Annotated in this window: 13 protein-coding genes; 8 read left to right on the top strand and 5 right to left on the bottom strand. The window is 67.2% G+C overall.

Going from position 1 to position 15,260, the window contains the following annotated elements; genetic code table 11:
- The first annotated feature begins 75 nt into the window (after window positions 1-75).
- The 8 genes from glyA (at window position 76) to AC4D2R_RS13315 (ending at window position 9,716) form a co-directional block, all read left to right on the top strand.
- Window positions 76-1,425 (top strand): serine hydroxymethyltransferase, encoded by a 1,350-nt coding sequence (gene glyA, locus AC4D2R_RS13350; RefSeq protein WP_490940467.1) that lies wholly within the window; start codon window positions 76-78, stop codon window positions 1,423-1,425.
- Entirely contained in the window at window positions 1,422-2,642 is a 1,221-nt protein-coding gene (locus AC4D2R_RS13345) for a sarcosine oxidase subunit beta family protein (RefSeq protein WP_490903214.1), read from the top strand. The genes glyA and AC4D2R_RS13345 overlap by 4 nt, the downstream gene beginning before the upstream one ends.
- 14 nt (window positions 2,643-2,656) lie before the next feature.
- Entirely contained in the window at window positions 2,657-3,046 is a 390-nt protein-coding gene (locus AC4D2R_RS13340) for a sarcosine oxidase subunit delta (protein WP_490940465.1), read from the top strand.
- Window positions 3,043-6,009, top strand: a complete 2,967-nt coding sequence (locus AC4D2R_RS13335; RefSeq protein ID WP_490940463.1) for a 2Fe-2S iron-sulfur cluster-binding protein — start codon at window positions 3,043-3,045, stop codon at window positions 6,007-6,009. The genes AC4D2R_RS13340 and AC4D2R_RS13335 overlap by 4 nt, the downstream gene beginning before the upstream one ends.
- Window positions 6,002-6,637 carry a sarcosine oxidase subunit gamma gene (locus AC4D2R_RS13330; RefSeq protein WP_490940461.1) on the top strand — a complete coding sequence of 212 codons (636 nt, stop codon included), beginning with the start codon at window positions 6,002-6,004 and terminating at the stop codon, window positions 6,635-6,637. The genes AC4D2R_RS13335 and AC4D2R_RS13330 overlap by 8 nt, the downstream gene beginning before the upstream one ends.
- Entirely contained in the window at window positions 6,637-8,046 is a 1,410-nt protein-coding gene (locus AC4D2R_RS13325; protein WP_490940459.1) for an L-serine ammonia-lyase, read from the top strand. Before AC4D2R_RS13330 ends, AC4D2R_RS13325 begins: the two co-directional genes overlap by 1 nt.
- Before the next feature lie 4 nt (window positions 8,047-8,050).
- Window positions 8,051-8,947 (top strand): formyltetrahydrofolate deformylase, encoded by an 897-nt coding sequence (purU, locus tag AC4D2R_RS13320; protein WP_490940458.1) that lies wholly within the window; start codon window positions 8,051-8,053, stop codon window positions 8,945-8,947.
- A gap of 133 nt (window positions 8,948-9,080) precedes the next feature.
- Window positions 9,081-9,716: a PAS and ANTAR domain-containing protein gene (locus AC4D2R_RS13315; protein ID WP_490940456.1), complete on the top strand. Its 636-nt coding sequence runs from the start codon at window positions 9,081-9,083 to the stop codon at window positions 9,714-9,716.
- Between the two features lie 98 nt (window positions 9,717-9,814).
- Here the strand turns inward: AC4D2R_RS13315 and AC4D2R_RS13310 are convergent, their stop codons facing one another.
- The 5 genes from AC4D2R_RS13310 to AC4D2R_RS13290 are packed head-to-tail and all read right to left on the bottom strand — an operon-like array spanning window position 9,815 to window position 15,241.
- A complete protein-coding gene (locus AC4D2R_RS13310) occupies window positions 9,815-10,813 on the bottom strand; it encodes a sugar phosphate isomerase/epimerase family protein (RefSeq protein ID WP_490903223.1) in 999 nt (332 codons plus the stop codon).
- 57 nt (window positions 10,814-10,870) lie between these two features.
- A complete protein-coding gene (locus tag AC4D2R_RS13305) occupies window positions 10,871-12,046 on the bottom strand; it encodes a Gfo/Idh/MocA family protein (protein WP_490940454.1) in 1,176 nt (391 codons plus the stop codon).
- Between the two features lie 11 nt (window positions 12,047-12,057).
- The gene (locus AC4D2R_RS13300; protein ID WP_490940655.1) at window positions 12,058-12,912 is read right to left on the bottom strand and encodes a sugar phosphate isomerase/epimerase family protein; all 855 of its coding nucleotides are present in this window, start codon (window positions 12,910-12,912) and stop codon (window positions 12,058-12,060) included.
- 29 nt (window positions 12,913-12,941) lie between these two features.
- The gene (locus tag AC4D2R_RS13295; protein WP_490940653.1) at window positions 12,942-14,171 is read right to left on the bottom strand and encodes a substrate-binding domain-containing protein; all 1,230 of its coding nucleotides are present in this window, start codon (window positions 14,169-14,171) and stop codon (window positions 12,942-12,944) included.
- Window positions 14,171-15,241, bottom strand: a complete 1,071-nt coding sequence (locus AC4D2R_RS13290) for an ABC transporter permease (RefSeq protein ID WP_490940651.1) — start codon at window positions 15,239-15,241, stop codon at window positions 14,171-14,173. Before AC4D2R_RS13290 ends, AC4D2R_RS13295 begins: the two co-directional genes overlap by 1 nt.
- Between the last annotated feature and the right edge of the window lie 19 nt (window positions 15,242-15,260).

Genomic DNA, 15,260 nt, shown 5'->3' with positions numbered 1-15,260 from the left:
CACCATCACTGATATATCAGTGGTGTATCACAAGTATTTCAGACTACCCGCCGTCGTGCAGAAGGAATACCACTCATGGAGCAACTGAGCCACTCGCTGGAGCAGGTCGATGTCGAAGTGCAACGGGCCATTGCCGCCGAGTTGGACCGGCAGCAGTCAACGCTGGAGATGATTGCATCTGAGAACTTCGCCCCGGCGGCCGTTATGGAGGCCCAGGGCTCGGTCCTGACCAACAAGTACGCCGAGGGATATCCCGCCAAGCGCTACTACGGCGGCTGTGAGCACGTCGACGTGATCGAACAGCTTGCCATCGATCGGGTGAAGGCCCTGTTCGGCGCCCAGTTCGCGAACGTGCAGCCGCACTCGGGCGCGCAGGCCAACGCCGCGGCCATGTCTGCCCTGCTCGAGCCCGGCGACACCATCATGGGGCTCTCCTTGGCGCACGGCGGCCATCTGACCCACGGGATGCGTATCAACTTCTCGGGGAAGCTTTACAACGTGGTTCCCTACCACGTGAGCGAGCACGATCTCATGGTGGATATGGCCGAAGTCGAGGCCCTCGCCCTTGAGCACCGGCCGAAGCTGATCGTGGCCGGGTGGTCCGCCTACTCCCGGCAGCTGGACTTCGCCGAGTTCCGCCGGATCGCCGACCTCGTGGGCGCGTACCTGATGGTGGATATGGCCCATTTCGCAGGGCTCGTCGCCGCAGGCCTGCACCCGAATCCCGTGCCGTACGCCGACGTCGTCACCACCACCACGCACAAGACCCTGGGCGGCCCACGCGGCGGAGTCATCCTCGCCAAGGAGGAATACGCCCGCAAGATCAACAGCGCGGTGTTCCCGGGCCAGCAGGGCGGGCCGCTGGAACACGTGATCGCCGCCAAGGCTGTGGCCTTCAAGATCGCGGCCTCACCTCAATTCAAGGAGCGGCAGGAGCGCACTCTCGAAGGCGCCCGGACGCTGGCCTCCCGGCTCCTCAGCGACGATGTCGCAGCAGCAGGCATCTCCGTAGTCAACGGCGGAACCGATGTGCACCTTGTCCTGGTGGACCTGCGCAACTCGGAACTCGACGGGCAGCAGGCCGAAGACCGCCTCCACCGGATCGGCATCACGGTGAACCGCAACGCGGTTCCGTTCGATCCCCGCCCCCCGATGGTGTCCTCGGGGCTGCGGATCGGCACCCCGGCCCTCGCCACCCGCGGATTCGGCGCCTCCGAGTTCACCGAGGTCGCGGACATCATCGCCTCGGCGCTCACCGCACCGGCCACCAACAACGAGCTCGGCGAAGACACCGTCGCCGAACTCCGGCGGCGCGTCAGCACCCTTGCAGCAAAATTCCCCCTCTACCCCCACCTCGGTGACGGCCGCTCCGACGAGGAACCAGCCACCGAGCCGAACACAGACATGATTGGAGCGGCCCTGTGAGCGCTGACCAGCTTCCGGAGCACCCGGATTTCCTCTGGCGCAACCCGGAGCCGAAATCCTCATACGACGCAGTGATCGTCGGCGGCGGCGGACACGGACTTGCCACCGCCTACTACCTGGCCAAGAACCACGGCATGACGAACATCGCCGTCCTCGAGAAGGGGTGGCTGGCCGGTGGCAACATGGCACGGAACACCACGATCATCCGCTCGAACTACCTCTGGGATGAGAGCGCGGCGATCTACGAGGCGTCCCTGAAGCTCTGGGAAATCCTGCCCGAGGAACTCGACTACGACTTCCTTTTCAGCCAGCGCGGGGTCATGAACCTCGCCCATACCCTCGGGGACGTGCGCGAGAGCGTCCGCCGGGTCGGGGCGAACCGGCTCAACGGGGTCGACGCCGAGTGGCTCGACCCCCAGCAGGTCAAGGAGCTGTGCCCGATCCTCAACATCAGCGACAACATCCGCTACCCGGTCATGGGCGCCACGTACCAGCCGCGCGCCGGAATCGCCAAGCACGACCACGTGGCCTGGGCCTTCGCCCGCAAGTGCGATGAGCTCGGGGTGGACATCATCCAGAACTGCGAGGTAACCGGCTTCCTCAAGGACGGCAACCGCGTGGTGGGCGTTCAAACGAACCAGGGCACCATCCACACCGAAAAGGTGGGCCTTTGCGCCGCCGGGCACAGCAGCGTCCTGGCGGAGATGGCAGGCTTCCGGTTGCCCATCCAGTCGCATCCGCTCCAGGCGCTTGTCTCGGAACTGCACGAACCGGTCCACCCCACGGTGGTGATGTCCAACCACGTCCACGTCTACGTCTCCCAGGCACACAAGGGCGAGCTCGTCATGGGTGCCGGCGTCGACTCCTACAACGGGTACGGCCAGCGCGGGTCCTTCCACGTGATCGAACACCAGATGGCCGCCGCCGTGGAACTCTTCCCCATCTTCGCCCGGGCCCATGTGCTGCGCACCTGGGGCGGGATCGTCGACACAACCCTCGACGCCTCGCCGATCGTCGGCACCACCCCGGTTGAGAACATGTTCGTCAACTGCGGCTGGGGCACCGGCGGATTCAAGGGCACCCCCGGGGCCGGGCTCACCTTCGCCCACACCATCGCCACCGGCGCCCCCCATCACCTCAACAAGCCCTTCGCACTGGAACGCTTCGAAACCGGTGCCCTGATCGATGAGCACGGCGCCGCCGCCGTGGCGCACTAGAAAGCAGCCCCGCCATGCTTCTGATTCCCTGCCCCAACTGCGGGCCCCGCGACGAGACCGAGTTCCACTACGGCGGCCAGGCCCACGTGCCCTACCCCCACAACCCTGCCGAGCTCGACGACCGCCAGTGGGCGGAGTTCCTGTTCTACCGGGACAACACCAAGGGTGCCTTCGCCGAACGCTGGCTGCACAGCACCGGCTGCCGGCAGTGGTTCAACATGCTCCGCGATACGGTCACCTACGACATCCAGGCCATCTACCGCATGGGCGAACCCCGGCCCGACGCCGTCGCCCCGGCCGCCGAATCCGGCACCGCCAGCACCGCAGCCGACAGCACAACAACCGGAAACGCCGCGCCCGACCTCTCCACGACCAGCACCGCACCGCAAGGAGCAACCCAGTGACCTCCCACAACGCCCGCCTCACCGCCGGGGGACGCATCGACCGCACCATCTCGTGGCGTTTCACCGTGGACGGGGAGGAATACACCGGCCACCCCGGCGACACGCTCGCCTCGGCCCTGCTCGCCAACGGCCGCATTGCGGCAGGCAACTCGCTCTACGAGGACCGGCCCCGCGGCATCCTGGCCGCCGGCGTTGAGGAGCCCAACGCGCTCGTGCGGATTGCGCCCCGGTTCCCGGGCCATGTTGCCGAGTCGATGCTTCCTGCCACCACGGTGTCCCTGGTGGACGGCCTGCAGGCGGAGCTGCTCAACGGCCTCGGCCGGCTCGACCCCGGGGACGACCGCGCGGAGTACGACAAGAAGTACGTCCACACCGACGTCCTCGTCGTCGGCGGCGGACCGGCCGGCCTCGCCGCGGCCCGCGAGGCAGTCCGCACCGGTGCGCGGGTGATGCTCCTCGATGACCAGCCCGAACTGGGAGGATCGCTCCTGTCCGGCTCCACGGCTCCTGAACTCGCAGAAACCATCGAAGGCAAGCCGGCCCTGGAATGGGTGGCGGACGTCGAAGCCGAGCTCGTTTCCGGCGCCGAATCCACTGTCATGAACCGCACCACGGCCTTCGGCGCCTACGACGCCAACTACGTCATCGCTGTCCAGAACCGCACCGACCACCTTTCCAGCCCGGCCGCCCCGGGAGTCTCCCGCCAGCGGATCTGGCACATCCGCGCCGCCCAGGTTGTGCTGGCCCCCGGCGCCCACGAACGGCCGCTGGTCTTCGAGAACAACGACCGCCCCGGCATCATGCTCGCCTCGGCCGTCCGCACCTACCTCAACCGCTACGCCGTAGCAGCCGGACAGCGCGTGGTCATCAGCACCACCAACGACAGCGCCTACGCCCTCGCCGCCGACCTGCGGGCCGCCGGCGTCCGCCTCGTTGCCGTGGTCGACGCCCGTCCGGGACTCACGGCCGCGGCCGCGGCCGCTGCCGCCGTCGACGCCGGAACCCGGGTACTGACCGGCAGCGCGGTGGCCGACACTACTGCCGCCGGCTCCGGTGACGGCCGCCTGACGTCCGTCACCGTCCGCGGCATCAACGACGACGGCGGGATCACCTCCACCAGCGAAGAGATCGCCTGCGACCTGCTGGCAGTCTCCGGCGGGTGGAGCCCCCTGGTCCACCTCCACTCCCAGCGCCAGGGCAAGCTGCGCTGGGACGAGGACCTGGCGGCGTTCGTGCCGAGCACCAAGGTTCCCAACCAGCAGGTGGTGGGCTCCGGCCGCGGCAGTTTCGAACTCGTCGACTGCCTCGCCGAAGGCGTCTCCGCCGGAGCCGCGGCCGCCATCGCCGCGGGCTTCGGCTCCGCCGACGGTTCCGGGCCGGGGCCTGCACCGATCGGAGAGCCGAAGGCGTCCGCCCCGACCCGGCAACTGTGGCTGGTGCCCGGGCAGACCGGCACCCCGGACGACTGGCACCACCACTTCGTTGACTTCCAGCGGGATCAGTCCGTGGCCGACGTCCTGCGCTCCACCGGCGCGGGCATGCGCTCGGTGGAGCACATCAAGCGTTACACCTCGATCAGCACCGCCAACGATCAGGGCAAGACCTCCGGGGTGAACGCGATCGGCGTCATCGCCGCCGCGCTCCGGCAGGCAGGGGAGGCCTCCCGGGGCATCGGCGACATCGGCACCACCACCTACCGGGCCCCGTTCACCCCGGTGGCCTTCGCCGCCCTGGCCGGCCGCCAGCGCGGGGACCTTTTCGACCCGGCCCGCAGGACCTCAATCCATCCGTGGCACGTGGCCCACGGAGCCCGGTTCGAAGATGTCGGACAGTGGAAGCGCCCCTGGTACTACCCCCAGGACGCGGAGGATATGGACGCCGCGGTGCTGCGTGAATGCGCCGCCGTCCGGAACTCCGTGGGCTTCATGGACGCCACAACCCTGGGCAAGATTGAAATCCGGGGCAAGGACGCCGGTGAATTCCTGAACCGGGTCTACACCAACGCGTTCAAGAAGCTCGCCCCGGGTTCGGCCCGTTACGGGGTGATGTGCATGGCGGACGGGATGATCTTCGACGACGGGGTGACCCTGCGCCTGGACGAGGACCGCTACTTCATGACCACCACCACCGGAGGCGCAGCGAAGGTGCTGGACTGGCTTGAGGAATGGCTGCAGACCGAGTGGCCGGACCTCGACGTGCACTGCACGTCGGTAACCGAGCAGTGGACCACCATCGCCGTCGTCGGCCCCAGGTCCCGTGCGGTCCTGGCCAAGGTGGCACCGGAACTCGCCGCCGATGGAGGGCTGGAAGCCGAAGCCTTCCCGTTCATGACCTTCCGGGAGACCACCCTCGCCTCAGGCGTACGGGCCCGGGTCTGCCGCATCTCGTTCTCCGGGGAACTGGCGTACGAAATCAACGTCCCCGCCTGGTACGGGCTGAACACGTGGGAAGCCGTCGCGGCGGCCGGTGCCGAATACGACATCACCCCGTACGGCACCGAAACCATGCACGTGCTTCGGGCGGAGAAGGGTTACCCCATCGTCGGCCAGGACACCGACGGCACTGTCACCCCGCAGGACGCGGGCATGGAATGGGTGGTCTCCAAGGTCAAGGACTTCATCGGCAAACGCTCCTACTCCAGGGCCGATGCCGCACGCCCCGACCGCAGGCACCTGGTCAGCGTACTGCCGGCTGACCGCGCCCTGCGGCTTCCGGAGGGCACCCAGCTCATCGAAAAGGGCATTCCGACCGACCCCGCCAACGGGCCGGTGCCGATGCAGGGGTTCGTGACCTCCAGCTACCACAGCGCCGCCCTGGGCAGGTCTTTCGCCCTGGCCCTGATCACCAACGGCCGCAACCGGATCGGTGAAACCCTCACCGCCGCCGCCGGCGACCAGCTCGTCGACGTCGTCGTCGCCGAAACCGTGCTTTTTGACCCCGAAGGGACCCGTAAAGATGGCTGAAACAGCAGCACCCGAAAATCTGAGCAGAATCAAGGCTTCCCGCCACAGCCCGGCCGAGCACCTGGGCGAAGCGTTTGAGACCGGCTCCGTCCGGGGCACCGTGGAACTGGGTGAAATCGCCTTCCTGACGATGGTGGGAATCAGGGTTGCACCTGCCAGTGAGGCCGGACTGCGGATCACTTCGGTCACGGGCGGCCTGCCCGCAGCCTCGGGCGGTGTCAGCGGAACCGGCGACACCGCCGTGCTGTGGCTCGGCCCCGCCGAATTCCTTGTCGTTGCTGCCGCCGAGTCCCACGAGTCCCTCGGGGGCAACCTCCTCCAGGTACTCAAGGAAGCGCTCGCCGACGGCGAAGGCCAGGTGGTTGACCTCTCCGCCAACCGGACGACGTTCGAACTGACGGGGCCGAGGGCCCGGGCCGTCCTTGAGAAGGGCTGCTCGCTGGACCTCCACCCCCGGGTGTTCACCGCCGGAACCGCGCTGTCAACGGAGATCGCCGGCATCCCCGCGGTCCTGTGGAAGACCGGCGGCGAAAGCTACAGGATCTTCCCCCGGGCCTCGTTCGCCGACTTCCTGGGACGCTGGCTCCTCGATGCAATGCGCGAGTATGCCTCCCCCGAGGTCCCGTAATGGCTCTGAGTGTCCTCGACCTTTTCTCGGTCGGCATCGGACCGTCGTCGTCGCACACGGTCGGCCCGATGCGTGCAGCGAAGTTGTTCGCCGACGGGTTGAAGGAAGCCGGACACCTGAGCTCCACCAAGCGGGTGCAGGCCGAACTGTTCGGCTCCCTCGGCGCAACGGGGCGGGGGCACGGCTCGGATAAAGCGGTGGTCCTGGGCTTTAAGGGCCTGGACCCTGAAACCGTCGACACCGCCACCGCCGATGATCAGGTGGCCGCCGCCGCGCTCGACGCCGAACTCTGGATCGGCGGGGACCACCGGGTGGATTTCAACTGGGATGAAGACGTGGTGCTGCACCGCCGGAAGTCCCTGCCGGCCCATCCCAACGGCATGACGTTCCGCGCCCTTGACCACGCCGGCACCGTGCTCAGCGAACGGAGCTTTTACTCGATCGGGGGCGGGTTCGTCGTCGACGGGGAATCCGATGCAGGCGACCGCGTAGTTCCCGATGACACCGCGCTGCCGCACCAATTCACCATGGCGGATCAGCTCTTGGACATCTGCCGGCGCGAAGGCATGTCGATCTCCGACGTGATGCTCGCCAACGAGCTCACCTGGCACAGTGAAGCGGAACTCCGGAAGAAACTGCTGGATCTCTGGGCCGTCATGCGCGAATGTGTCGAAAACGGCTGCGCCGCGGAGGGCATCCTGCCCGGAGGGCTGAAGGTGAAGCGGCGCGCCCCGGCCCTGTTCCGGACCCTTGCGGCAGCCGCGCCCGACGCCGGACCGGGGAATCCATCCCCGGCACAGGCACCTGCCGACCCCCTGCTCGCCATGGAATGGGTGAACCTTTTCGCCCTCGCCGTGAATGAGGAAAACGCCGCCGGCGGCCGGATCGTCACCGCACCCACCAACGGCGCCGCCGGAATCATCCCGGCGGTGCTTCACTACTACGTCAAGTTCGTCCCGGGCGCCAACGACGACGGCGTCGTCCGGTTCCTGCTCGCCGCAGGCGCCGTCGGAATCCTCTTCAAGATCAACGCGTCGATTTCCGGAGCGGAGGTGGGCTGCCAGGGGGAGGTGGGCTCCGCCTGCTCCATGGCGGCCGCGGGGCTGTGCGAAGTGCTCGGCGGCACCCCCGCGCAGGTCGAAAACGCCGCCGAGGTCGGCATTGAACACAATCTTGGGCTCACCTGCGACCCGGTCGGCGGGCTCGTGCAGATTCCGTGCATCGAACGTAACGCCATCGCCAGCGTCAAGGCCATCAACGCCGCGCGCCTTGCGCTGCACGGGGACGGCAGCCACGTGGTCTCCCTCGACAAGGCCATCAAGACGATGCGCGAGACTGGAGCAGACATGAAATCCAAGTACAAGGAAACCTCAAGAGGAGGCCTCGCCGTGAACGTGATCGAGTGCTGAACAAATGACGACAATCCAATCCGAAGTGCCGGCTCCGAATCCGGCCACCACCGTGGAACACGTCCTGACGCTTGACTGCCGCGAGGAGCCGGGCATCGTCCACGCCGTGTCCGGCTTCCTGCTCGAACACGGCTGCGACATCATCGACAACAAACAGTTCGGTGACCGCATCGAAGGCCACTTCTTCATGCGGGTCCACTTCGCCTCCCCCGGCGACACAACAACCGTGGATCAGCTGCGCTCCGCTTTTGCTCCCCTCGCCGACAAGTACGGCATGCGCTGGCAGCTGGAAGAGCACCTCTCCCGCCGCCGGGTCCTCATCATGGTCTCGAAGTTCGGCCACTGCCTCAATGACCTGCTGTTCCGCGCCAGGATCGGGGAGCTCCCCATCGACGTGGTGGCCGTCGTGTCGAACCACACCGACCACCAGGCGCTTGTCGAGTGGCACGGGATCCCGTTCTTCCACGTGCCGGTCACGGCCGCAACCAAGCCCGCCGCCGAGGCACGGCTGCTTGACCTGATTGACGACTTCGACGTCGAACTCGTTGTCCTGGCCAGGTACATGCAGGTCCTCAGCGACGGGCTGACCCGCAGGCTGGACGGGCGGGCGATCAATATCCACCACTCGTTCCTGCCCAGCTTCAAGGGCGCCAAGCCGTACCACCAGGCCTACGCGCGCGGGGTGAAGACTGTTGGCGCAACCGCGCACTATGTGAACGCCGAACTGGACGAAGGCCCGATCATCTCGCAGCAGGTGGTGGAGGTTGACCACACCTACGGCCCGGAGGACCTCGTGGCCGCCGGCCGCGACACGGAGTGCAAGGCATTGAGCAACGCCGTCCGCTGGCACTGCGAAGGCCGCATCATCCTGAATGGGAACAGGACAGTCGTCCTGAAGTAGGCCGCCCCGAACAATCATGGACACCAGCTTCACCTTCTTCACTAAGTGCCTGCAGTGCCGCCGGTGCTCTAATGTGTGTTGCGGGCCAAGCGGGCGGCCCGCCTCCTTCCTATGCAGAAATGGTGTAACCCCTGTGTCTTCCGTCAGCGGATCCGGTCCCTCCGTCGAAGGGGACCGCAGGCCTGAACAGCTGCTGAACTGTCCCACCGGCTCCTATGAGTACTACTTCGACACCGGCGAACTGCGATGGTCCGATGAGATGTACCGGATTCACGGGTACCGGCGGGGAGAAATGGTTCCGAGCCTTGAATCGGGATTCCCCTACGTTCCGGCCGAAGAACAGGAAGGCGTGCGCGCCCTGTGGGGACGTCTGCTCACAGACGGAGGACCGATTGCCGGATACCACACGGTCATTGACCGTCGGGGCCGCCGCCACCGGGTGCTCAGCGTGGGGGACCTCATCGTCGACGCCGGATCCGTTGTGGGAGTGCGTGGGATGGTCACCGACCTCACCGAGCCCGTGGACCGCAACACCCGACGGGCCACGGCCCAGGCCGTGGCCGATTCGGCCAGGAACCGGGCCGTGATCGAACAGGCTAAAGGAATCCTCATGGGCCGACATAAGTTCAGCGCCGATGAGGCCTTCGAGGCGCTCAGCGCCCGGAGCCAGGCCGTGAACCGCAGGGTCGCCGACCTCGCCCAGGACATCGTCGATACCGCCACGGGGCAGACGGCCTCCTCGACGCTGTGGGAAACTCCCTCGCACTGAGAGCCGGGGCCCGGGTGCGGGGGCTGGTCCTGGATTCGGCCATCCCCCCGCCAACCGTGACCTGCCAGGGCGCCCTGGTGCGCAGGGCGCCCTTGCGCCTACTGCTTGAAGGCCGCGTCGAACGAAGCGGTGGGGGGAGCGAAGTCGAAGGACTTGAGGAAGGCAAGCGCCTCCGGTGCGCCCTGCAGCCGGTCCATGCCTGCGTCTTCCCATTCCACGGAAATGGGCCCGTCGTAGCCGATCGCGGTCAGCGCGCGGAAGCTTGACTCCCACGGCACATCCCCGCGGCCCGTCGAGACGAAGTCCCAGCCCCGCCGCTGGTCGCCCCAGGGCAGGTGGGAGGAGAGGATGCCGTTGCGTCCGCCGCCCATCCGCATCTTCGTGTCCTTGCAGTCCACATGGTAGATGCGGTCGGCGAAGTCGGAGATGAAGGCGACCGGGTCGATCTGCTGCCACATAAAGTGGCTGGGGTCCCAGTTCAGCCCGAAGGCTTCCCGGTGCCCGATCGCCTCGAGGGCACGGTGGGTGGACCAGTAGTCGTAGGCGATCTCCGAGGGGTGGACCTCGTGCGCGAAACGGACCCCGCACTCGTCGAAGACGTCGAGGATCGGATTCCACCGGTCGGCGAAGTCCTGGTACCCGGCCTCGATGACCTCGGGGGACACGGGCGGGAACATTGCCACGTACTGCCAGATTGAGGAACCCGTGAAGCCGACAACCGTCTTCACTCCCAGCTTCTGGGCCAGGCGTGCCGTCAGCTTCATCTCCTCCGCGGCCCGGGAACGCACTCCTTCGGGCGTGCCGTCGCCCCAGACCCGCGGCCCCACAATCGACTCGTGGCGGAAGTCGATCGGGTCGTCGCACACAGCCTGGCCCTTGAGGTGGTTCGAGATGGCCCAGACCTTCAGGCCGTTGCGTTCGAGGATGTCCAGCCGGTCCTGGATGTAGGCGTCATCGTCCCACCGCCACGCGTCGAGGTGGTCACCGGATACCGCGATCTCCAACCCGTCATAGCCCCACTGTCCTGCGAGTTCCGCTACTTTCTCGAACGGCAGGTCGGCCCACTGGCCGGTGAACAGCGTGTACTTTCGTCCCATCTCAATGCTCCTTCGTCTCGGACAAGCGTCAGCGCGGGTTGCCGCTGGCGGGTGAACTCAGAGCTCGACGACGGCGCTTGAGCGTTCAGCACTTGCCTCGAGGGCGGCAAGCACTCTCTGCACCGCGAGCCCTTCCTCAAATGACGGCGACGGCGCCGTCCCAGCGTCGATCGCGGAAAGGAAGTCCGCGGCCTGGCTGGTGAAAGTTGAGTCCCAACCGAGGATATGCCCTGGAGGCCACCACTTGCCCGCGTAGGGGTGGAACGGCTCGGTGACGAGGATCCGCGAATACCCCTGCACCTGTCCGGGGGCTTCGGCGTCGAAGTACCGGAGCTCGTTCAGCCGCTCAAGGTCGAACGCCAGGCCTCCGCGCGAACCGTACACCTCGATCTGCAGCGCGTTCTTCCGCCCGGTGGCGAACCGCGACACCTCGAGGCTTGCCACCGCGCCCGACGCGAGGTGCAGCGTCGCCCAGGCGGCGTCGTCGACAGTGACCTGTTCTATGCCGGCCGCGCCGGCGCGGGTCTCAACGAACGTCTTGACGGTCCCGGAGACGGCCGTGACGGCGGACCCGAGGAGGAACTGCACCTGGTCCACGGCGTGTGAGGCGAGGTCGCCGACCGCTCCCGAGCCCGCGGTCTCCCGGCGGAGCCGCCAGGTCATCGGGGCGTTCTCGTCGCGGAGCCAGTCCTGGAGGTAGCTGACCCTGACCTGCCGGATCTCCCCGAGGCGGCCCTCGGCGATGAGCGTGCGGGCCTGGGCGAGCGCAGGGAGACGGCGGTAGTTGAAGGCAACCATTGAGTGGACGCCCTTCGCGCGGGCGTCCGCCGCCGCGGCGGCCATCCGTTCCGCTTCCTCAACCGAGTTGGCCAGCGGCTTCTCCACGATCACGTGCTTGCCGGCCTCCAGGGCGGCAATGGCCAGCTCGGCGTGGAGATGGCCGGGGGTGCAGATGTCGACGATTGCGATGTCGTCGCGCTCGAGCACCGAGCGCCAGTCCGTTGCGCTTTCACTCCAGCCCAACTGGCGCGCGGCTTCGGCGACCTGGTCCCGGTCCCTGCCCACAAGGACCTGCTGGGTGACCCTGGCGGTCGGGTAGAAGGCGTTGACGTTGCGCCACGCGTTGGAGTGGGCCTTCCCCATGAAGGAGTAACCGAGCACCGCGACCCCCAGCGCTCGCGGTCCGGAGCCCGGGGTGAGGCCGGCTGCAGCGGCAGGGGCGGTGGTGGTCATCTGCTCTCTCCTTAGGGTGCGGTGGCGGCCGAGCGCAGGAAGGCCAGGCCGTCCTGCGCGAGCTGGTCCTGCGAGGGTGCAAGCGGGCGCCAGATCGAGGCTGCGGTGGCGATGCTTGCATTGGATGAGGTGAAGCTTTCGATGTTCAGCGGGCCGCTGTAGCCGACGTCGTCGAGGGCGGCGAAGATTCCGGGCCAGTCCGTCTGATCGCCGCCGGGGGAGCCGCGGTCGTTCCCGCACACCTGGAGGTGGACCAGAGAGCTTCCGGCAGCCCGGACCGCTGCGGCCGAGGAGCGTTCCTCGATCCCCAGATGGTAGGTATCAAGGGCGAGTCCGACGCCCCGGCCCAGAAGCGGTTCAAGCGCTTCGAGCGCCTGGGCGGTGGTGTTGAGCAGCGAAGTCTCGTAGCGGTTGAGGGGTTCGATGCCCAGCACGACGCCGGCGGACTCGGCCTCAGCGGCCAGCGGCGCCAAGTTGCGGCGCAGCTGGCCGTAGGCTTCCGCACGCTCCGCGGCGTCCATCCGCCACAGCCGCCCCGTCGAGGCGTAGAACGGTCCGCAGACGGCCGGGGCGCCGACGTCCTGCGCCAGCGCGATGCAGGCGCTGAGGTATCGCTGGGTCTCCCTGACCACGGTGTCGTCGGCGAAAACGAGGTCCCTTCCGGGCGCCATTGCACCGACGATGAACGGGCGCAGCCCCGCAAGGGAGCTACGCACCGTCCCGGCGGTGAAATCCCCGGCCTTCTCAAGGGGAAGTTCAACGGCATCGAAGCCCATTCCGGCGATTTTCTCCAGCAGGGGAGGCAGGTTGGCGTCGGTGAGCGGGGATTCCCACACCCAGGTGTTGACCCCGATCAGGCGGCGCACATGCCCTGCCTCCCTGCTGGTCCCGATGCTCACGGGATGGTGCGTTCCTGCCACACGTCGGGGTAGCCGGGAAGGTCCTCGCCGCCGAACTTGGCGTAGTGGCCATCAGGCATTCCCTCGTTGGCTTCGAGGAACGCGGCGCGGTCCTCTTCAGGGATCGGCGTCTGCGGGAGCACCCATTCGCTGGGAATCTCCTCGCCGGCGAAGATCTTCTCGAGCGCCAGGAGCGGGGTGCGCCACTGGAAGTTCGAGTAGACGGGGGCGAGGCCGGTCAGCCCGGTCTCCTCCCACTTGCGCAGGAAGCTCATTTCGTCTTCGCCCGTCATGACCGGGTAGTCCTTGCCGGCGTCCTCGAAGGCCTCGATCGCCGCGACGGCGCCGTCGCCGGCGTCCATCCAGACCCCCTGCACGTCGCCGGTGGCCAGTTCATCGGAGATGATCTTCTTGATCTCGGTGGGGTCGGCTCCGGTGAAGTAGTCGACCGCCTCGATCCCGTTCTCCTCGAAGATCTTCTCGGCAGCCGCCCAGCGCTGCTCGAGGACGTCGACGCCTGGGAGGATCCGCAGGGCCACGACCTTGTCGCCCTCCTGAAGGTTGTCGACGAGGAATTCGGCCGTGTCGATGCCCCATGCGTAGCCGCCGATGGGGTGGATGAACGTTGTGTAGCAGTCGGTCTCGACGCCGCGGTCGAAGACAACAACCGGTTTGCCGGTCTCGCAGGCACGCTCGACCGCCGGCGTCAGTGCGGCGGTGGAGTTTGGCGAGATGATGAACGCATCGCAGTTGCCTTCGGCGATGAAGTAATCGATGTCGGCGATCTGGGTGTTGTCGTCGTCCTGGGCGTCACGTGTCTCCATTTCTGAGATCACGCCGTCCTCCTCGAGGACCTTGAGCTGCTCATTCATGGTGATCCAGCCGGTCTGCCGCCACGGGTTGGAGATCGAGGCATTGGAGAAGCAGACTTTCTGCGCGCCCTCCGCCGCGAGGCCGGAGGTGTTCTTCATTTTCCCGTCGATGTACTGCAGCCAGGGCTGCTCGGGGTCTCCTTCGAAGCTCGCCGAGCGCTGCTCCGACTGCCGGTCATACACCTCCTGGACGAACCACTCGTCACCGCTGTCCTCGGCCGGAGTCGGGCCGCCGGCCGCCGCGCTTTCGCTGGCTGGCGGGTTCTCGACTGATGAATCGGTTGTACAGGCGGTCAGTGCGAGCAGCGCCGTGGCTGCCACAACTGTCGCCTTCGAATAGATGCTTCGCTGCATCATGTTCCTCCCTCATTGGCGCCCACGGTGGGCTGCTGTGCAATTGGGTGCTGCTTCTCATGGGTTGACCTGGTGGCGCCGCTCCTGCGCCGCTGCCACGTCTTCGCGCTGGCGGCGACGGCGAGGATGATGATCGCGCCCTGCACCGTGTCCCGCCACGTTGACTGGACCCCGGCGAAATTCAGCAGGGCAAAGAGCGTTTCGAGGGCGAAGGCCCCCGCTGCGGCGGAGAGCACCCAGCCCCGCCCGCCGCCGAGCACCACGCCGCCCAGGACGACGGCTGTGATGGCCGTGAACTCGTAGCCGCGGCCCACCGAGGGGTGTACCCCGGCGTATCCGACGAGGATGATGCCGGAGACTGTTGCCGCGAGCGAGGAGAGCATGAATGCCCGGGTGCGGATCCACCACACCCGTGCTCCGGTGAGCGCAGCGGCGCGGGCGTTGTCCCCGACGGCGACCAGCGTGCGGCCGTAGGGCCGGCGCATCAGCCAGAAGGCCCCTGCGGCCACCGCCAGGAGGATCAGCACCGGATAGGGCAGGATCTCGAGCACCGGAACGTCCTTGATGCCCCCGCGTCCGATCTGCCGGAACGTGTCGGCAGGGTTCCCGGTGGCGGCCCCGCCGGTCCAGTAGAGCACCAGGCCCAGCAGGGCGAGCATCATGCCAAGGGTCACGATGAAGCTCGGGATCTTCAGCAGCGTTGTCACGAGCCCGTTGACCAGTCCGATGAACGCACCGAAGACCAGCATCAGGAGCAGGACCGGCAGGACCCTCCCCTCGTCCTGGCCGATGAGGTTTCCCGCGATGAAGACCTGGGCGGTCACCACCGAGCCCATCGAGAGGTCGAACTCACCCGAGACGATGACGAAGTACTGTCCGATCGCCGCGATGGCGATCGGTGCGGTGCGGCCGATGAAGCGGATGAGCGAACCCGGTTCGCCGAAGGATGGATTGACGGCGATGACGGCGGCGAGCAGGAGCAGCAGCAGGAGAAAGACCGCGCCTCCCGGGGTGCGCAGTGCGCGCAGCAGGCGGTCCTTGCGAGGGGAGCGGTCGCGCTTGAGTTCCACGTTCCGGTCCGAAGCGAGG

Source organism: Arthrobacter sp. TJ-217 (genome assembly GCF_058269255.1).
This window is presented reverse-complemented; position numbering and strand designations above follow the sequence as displayed.

What these genes read in the sequence shown, in the direction of transcription:
- AC4D2R_RS13340 (WP_490940465.1), top strand. Translation starts at nt 2,657, where the DNA reads ATGCTTCTGATTCCCTGCCCCAACTGCGGGCCCCGCGACGAGACCGAG.
- AC4D2R_RS13295 (WP_490940653.1), bottom strand. Translation starts at nt 14,171, where the DNA reads ATGCAGCGAAGCATCTATTCGAAGGCGACAGTTGTGGCAGCCACGGCG.
- AC4D2R_RS13330 (WP_490940461.1), top strand. Translation starts at nt 6,002, where the DNA reads ATGGCTGAAACAGCAGCACCCGAAAATCTGAGCAGAATCAAGGCTTCC.
- AC4D2R_RS13325 (WP_490940459.1), top strand. Translation starts at nt 6,637, where the DNA reads ATGGCTCTGAGTGTCCTCGACCTTTTCTCGGTCGGCATCGGACCGTCG.
- glyA (WP_490940467.1), top strand. Translation starts at nt 76, where the DNA reads ATGGAGCAACTGAGCCACTCGCTGGAGCAGGTCGATGTCGAAGTGCAA.
- AC4D2R_RS13310 (WP_490903223.1), bottom strand. Translation starts at nt 10,813, where the DNA reads ATGGGACGAAAGTACACGCTGTTCACCGGCCAGTGGGCCGACCTGCCG.
- purU (WP_490940458.1), top strand. Translation starts at nt 8,051, where the DNA reads ATGACGACAATCCAATCCGAAGTGCCGGCTCCGAATCCGGCCACCACC.
- AC4D2R_RS13305 (WP_490940454.1), bottom strand. Translation starts at nt 12,046, where the DNA reads ATGACCACCACCGCCCCTGCCGCTGCAGCCGGCCTCACCCCGGGCTCC.